This is a genomic window from uncultured Rothia sp., from assembly GCF_937976295.1.
Taxonomy (GTDB): domain Bacteria; phylum Actinomycetota; class Actinomycetes; order Actinomycetales; family Micrococcaceae; genus Rothia.
The window spans coordinates 1-5,120 of the sequence record NZ_CALJRY010000195.1 but is presented as its reverse complement, the minus strand read 5'-3'; the positions used below and the strand labels follow the sequence as shown (position 1 = coordinate 5,120).

Annotated in this window: 5 protein-coding genes; all 5 read right to left on the bottom strand. The window is 57.7% G+C overall.

The genetic code is table 11. The features are described 5' to 3' along the window. Positions 1-51: 51 nt before the first annotated feature. Positions 52-1,392 (bottom strand): iron uptake transporter deferrochelatase/peroxidase subunit, encoded by a 1,341-nt coding sequence (gene efeB / locus Q0216_RS05450; RefSeq protein WP_298593569.1) that lies wholly within the window; start codon positions 1,390-1,392, stop codon positions 52-54. 186 nt (positions 1,393-1,578) lie between these two features. Then, positions 1,579-2,799, bottom strand: coding sequence for an iron uptake system protein EfeO (gene efeO, locus Q0216_RS05445; RefSeq protein WP_298593568.1), 1,221 nt, complete (start codon positions 2,797-2,799; stop codon positions 1,579-1,581). Positions 2,800-2,933: 134 nt separating this feature from the next. Then, complete coding sequence (gene efeU, locus Q0216_RS05440; protein WP_298593567.1) at positions 2,934-3,803, bottom strand: iron uptake transporter permease EfeU; 870 nt, start codon at positions 3,801-3,803, stop codon at positions 2,934-2,936. A gap of 380 nt (positions 3,804-4,183) precedes the next feature. Next, entirely contained in the window at positions 4,184-4,666 is a 483-nt protein-coding gene (locus Q0216_RS05435) for a (deoxy)nucleoside triphosphate pyrophosphohydrolase (protein WP_298593566.1), read from the bottom strand. Positions 4,667-4,682: 16 nt separating this feature from the next. Next, positions 4,683-5,120 (bottom strand): YetF domain-containing protein (locus tag Q0216_RS05430; protein ID WP_298593565.1); only part of this gene is annotated, 438 nt, incomplete at its 5' end.

The window sequence follows — 5,120 nt, the reverse complement described above, 5'->3', positions numbered from 1 at the left end:
CACAAACACGCCGCTTAGCAAGCCTCAGCAGGCGCTAGTTCCACACATCCGCTAGATGAAAAGACCCGAGCAGATGTAGTCGTTCTCATCCTTCACACCCGGCGGTATCGCAAACAGTGCGCTACCGGTATGGCGCAGATACTCACTCAAAGCATCCGAAGAAGTCATCGTGCTCAGCATCGGAATAAAATGCGTGCGCGGATCGCACACATACGCAATGAAGAACAAGCCAGCGTCCAGGCGGCCCAGTTCATCTGCGCCATCCGTGTAGTTGAAACCGCGGCGCAGAATCTGCACACCATCATTCTGATCCGGGTGCATCAAACGCATATGCGAATCTGCCGGAATCAGAGGACCCGAGCGGCCCTTCTCCGAAAAATTAGGAGCCGTGAACTCATCGCCACCAGACAGCGGCGCGCCAGTGACCTTAGTGCGGCCCACAATCTCCTCCTGCTCACGCAGACGAGTGCGGTCCCACGTCTCAATATTCATACGGATACGACGAGCAGCCAGATAGCTACCGCCCTCCATCCACGCCGGGCTGTTCGCCGAATTCTCAGAAGAAGTCCACACATGCTTCTTCAACAGATTCGGGCTTTCCACCTTCAGGTTATTCGTACCGTCCTTGAAGCCGAACAGGTTACGAGCCGTCACCTGGGTCGTCGACGTCGAAGAAGTACGACCAAAGCCCTGCTGGTTCCACGCCACCACGGCACGGCCACCAGCAATACGGATTAGGTTACGAATCGCGTGGAACGCCACCTGCGGGTCGTCGGCACACGCCTGAATGCAGATATCGCCGTTGCTACGATTTGCTTCCAGCGCATCACCGGTCATATGAGGGATGCGGACCAGCGCCTCCGGGAGCTTGCTCGCAAAGCCAAAGCGGTCCTTACCCTCATCATCAACGAAGAAACTACGACCCAAACCAAAAGTGAGGGTCAGGTTCGCGGCAGACAGGTCCATCGCCTCGCCGGTGTCCTTCGGAGGCGCCTCATAGGAGCGGTCCTCCCCCACCAGCTCGCCCGCCTGCAGCTTCGCGGCAGCGGCACTCCACTCCTTGAACAGGGACTGGATTTCGTCGCGGTCAGTAGTCTTCAGGTTCAGCGCCGCAAAATACATGCGGTCCTGAACCTCGGTGGAAATGCCGCTCTGATGCTCACCGTAGAAAGAGTGGGAATCCTTTGCAGCGGTCGAGGAAGCGCTCGCAGAAGCCTGCGCGCTGGAATTGGAGGAGCAGCCGGCGAGCGCGCCGAGAGCACCCAGAGCACCGGCACCAGCCAGTGCGGCGCCGAGCGCACCGCGGCGGGAGGTGCCAGCAGGCTTAGCTTCGGGGGCTACTTCCGGGGTGTGGTGGTTGGGCGGGGTGTGGTGGTTAGGGTCGGTAGGCATGGGAAGGCCTTTCGTATGGTGTGTGAATGATGAAGGATGCAGCGGCCACCATGCGAGCAACCCCTGCATGAAGAATGCACCTGTGCCGGGCAGAGACACGAAGGCAGAGACACGAATCAACCGTAGTCCCCGCCCGGCATGCCCCGCGGATACCAAATGCCGCGGCAGGTGCGCGTCGGCGGGATACTACTTAGTGCCCGCGCCGGTCACAACCTCAGTCATCTTCGAAACCGGCTCGGAGAGCGCCTGCACAGCGTCGGAGAGCTCACGCACCTGCTCCTTGGTCAGCTCCTCGTAGGTAGCAAAACCATCGCCCTTCTTGTGCTGGTTCAGCAGCTTCTGCACAGCCTCGAACTTCTTCTCAATGTCCTCAGCCAGCTTCGGGTCCTTCTGCTTCAGAATCGGCAGAACAACCTCGTACGCCACGCGGGCACCATCAATATTGCCCTGGAAGTCGGACAGGTCAGTGTGCGACCAGGTCTCTTCCTCACCGGTAATCTTGGTGTCTACGATTTCGTCCAGCAGTTCCTTCGCACCGTTAGAAATCTGGAAAGCCTCAAGCTTGAACTCGGAGGAGTGAACCTCGTCGTAGAGCTTCTGGGTGTCAGCAACGAGCTTCTTCGCCAGCTCGGCGCGCTCCTGCTCAGTCAGCGGAGTGTACTCCTTACCGCCGTTCTTCTCAGCGGTGGGCTGCCACAGATCCTTCTCAATCTTGTGCCAGCCGGTCCACTCCTTGCCCTCTTCCACGTCTGCTTCACGTGCATCCAGGGAGGGGTCCAGATCGCCGAAGGACTCAGCCACCGGCTCAATGCGTTCGTAGTGCAGACGTGCGGAGGAGTACAGCGCCTTCGCTTCTTCCATCTTGCCGGCGGTGTACAGCTCTGCAAACTGCTCGGTCTTAGTCTTCAGGGACTCCACCTGGTCCTTGACGTAGGCGGTGTACTGGGTGACCGCGGTGTCGCGCAGAGCCTGCTCATCCGCGGAGATGGCGGTTGCGTTCTCGTTCTTGGTCACGGTGAAATCACCCTGAATGCCGTCACCAACCATGCCGGGCTTGCAGGCAGTCTTGTAGCTGCCCTCGCTCAGTTCCACGGTCAGATCACGGCTGAGGTTCGGACCGATGTTCTCCACCTCGGAGATAATGCGCAGACCGTCAGAGCCAAGCACATAGAACTCGTTGACCTTAGTGCCCTCGTTCTTGACCTTGAACGTCACGGTGCCAGCCTTAGCGGTGGTAACCGACAGGTTGCAGGCGGTGTCAGTTGCGGTCACGTTAATGACGCCGTCAGAAGACGCAGATCCCGAAGCGGAGGACGAGGACGAAGCCTGGGTATTGGGGGTGCAGCCGGTCAGTGCGAGCGCACCAACCGACAACAGTGCACCAGCAGAGGCGAGAGTCTTACGCATTAGTTCTCCTTATGTATGGTCCCGTGAAGGGTGAATGTATGAGTAGGTAGGGTTCGCGACCAGTCATTGCCGCAAAAATCTAGGGGTGCCTCCCCTAACAAGATGGAGGCTAGTCCGGTTGAGGATGCCGTCTTTTAGGCTGCAGCCTTTTCGGTCTCAGGCTTCTTAGCCGACGCCTTCAGCCCCGGACGCTGCGCACGGATAAACAGCGGCATCACGATGCCCACGTACAGAATCCAGGCGCCCGCCTCAAGCCAGGTGGTGGTCGAGGACAGGTTGAATACAGCCTTGAGCAGGGTGCCCACAAAACCGCTCGGATCAATGTAACGGTAGGACTCGAACGCGATGTTGTTCAGACCCGGCAGGATGCCCGCCTCCTGCAGATCGTGAATACCGTACGAGAGCACGCCCGCCGCCACGATGACCAGGAACGCGCCGGTAATCGTGAAAAAGCGGGAGAGGTTAATGCGCATCATGCCGCGCATCATGCCCCACGCCATCACAATGGCGATCGCGATACCGACCAGCGCGCCGAGCATGGGGGTTGCATTAGCTTCCTGACCGGCGGTGCGGGTAGCCGACCAGATAAACAGGGTGGTTTCCAGGCCTTCACGACCCACGGAAAGTGCCGCCAGCAGAATCACAGCCCAGGCGCTGGTCTGTGCTGCGTCTAGCTTGTCTTTGAGCTCAGCAGAGAGCATGCGGGCGTTTTCTGCCATCCAGAAAATCATCCAGGTGACGAAGCCAACCGAGATGATGGACAGGGAGCCTCCGATAGCTTCCTGCGCTTCGAAGGTCAGCGTTTGGGGGCCGAAGGTCAGCAGAGCGCCGAATCCGAGGGACAGCAGGACCGCCACACCGACACCGGTCCACATGGGTGCCAGCAGGTGGGTGCGCTGCGTTTTGCGGATGTAGGCGAGCAGGATGCCAACAACCAGTGCCGCTTCGAGGCCTTCGCGTAGGCCAATCAAAAAGTTTCCGAGGAAGGCTCCCCAAAAGTTCATCTCAGTATCACCAATTAGTTAGTTTTCTCTTACCTAATAAACATACGGTGATTGGTGCAGGATTTCATCCCGGATTACAGGGCTGCACATGCCTAAAAACGCCGATATCTTTACGGCGCAGGTTCTTAGACACGATCTGTCGCCATAACTTTACGGACGTTGAATAGGCACTCCGGAAAACATGCAAGTCAAGATCATATGATGCATATATCGCCCACAAAATATGAATAAAGGCGGGACTCCCCACAGGGAATCCCGCCTTCAAACAGCGTCAAAAAAGATAGAGAAAATTTATCGTATTACCGCCGCGAGCTTGTAACACAACGGCGAATTAGTCTCGCACCGAAGCAACACAGAGCCTTAGCGCTACAGCGTTAGGATTACGCCTCGCCGACACCTGCCTCCTGCAATTGCTGCAGAAGAGCCACAACAATCGGCAAATCCGCCGGAATCCACGGCAAACCCAGCAAATCATCATACGCCTGCGCGTCATCCTTAGACTTCGGCAGTGGCATCCACCGCAGAGCGCTGTGATCTTCCAACGTATCCGGAGTACCCGAAATAATCTCAGCAAAGAACACACGCATCGCCAAACGTTCGCTCAGACGCCAGCCCTGCGGGTACGCGCCGGGCACCTCAGCACCCAAACGCGCCTGCACGCCCAGCTCCTCCTTCAGCTCACGCACCAGCGCCTGCTCACAGCTCTCCCCCGGCTCGACCTTACCGCCCGGGAACTCCCACATGCCGGCAACAGTCTGTGGCTCAGAACGCTGAGCCACCAGCATACGAGTCGGAGCAGCCAAAGAATCAACCACGGCGGCGCCAACCACCTGAACCTCAAACGAGGGAGACACTTCACTCATCTTTCTCTACCTTCTTCTACGCTTTAGAATCCTTCGTCGGATGCGCATCTTCAGCAGCGTGCTCCGCTACTTCCTTCTTGGCATCCTCAGTAACCTCAGGCTCAGGAGCTTCCTCCACGCCTTCCTTCCACTCTTCTTCCTCATCATTCATATTCGAGGTCTCTGCCACCTCACGGCGAATAGTAGTGCCGTCATTGAGCAGAATGAGCAGGCGGTTACCGTTCTTGAACTCCATGAGGAAGACATCCTCAAGTTCGACCTCAGCCGCACGCAACTGCAGGTACACCCAATCCTCGGTCTTGTGCGCATCCGCGATATCGCGAGTGACCAAGGTACCCTTCACAATCAGAGCAAAGTTCGGCACACCGTCGCCCTTACGAATCACACTCAGCGCACCATTCGGCTCAATCTGAGCGAACTCAATGTCTTCCAGGTCGTAAATACCCTGCGCACG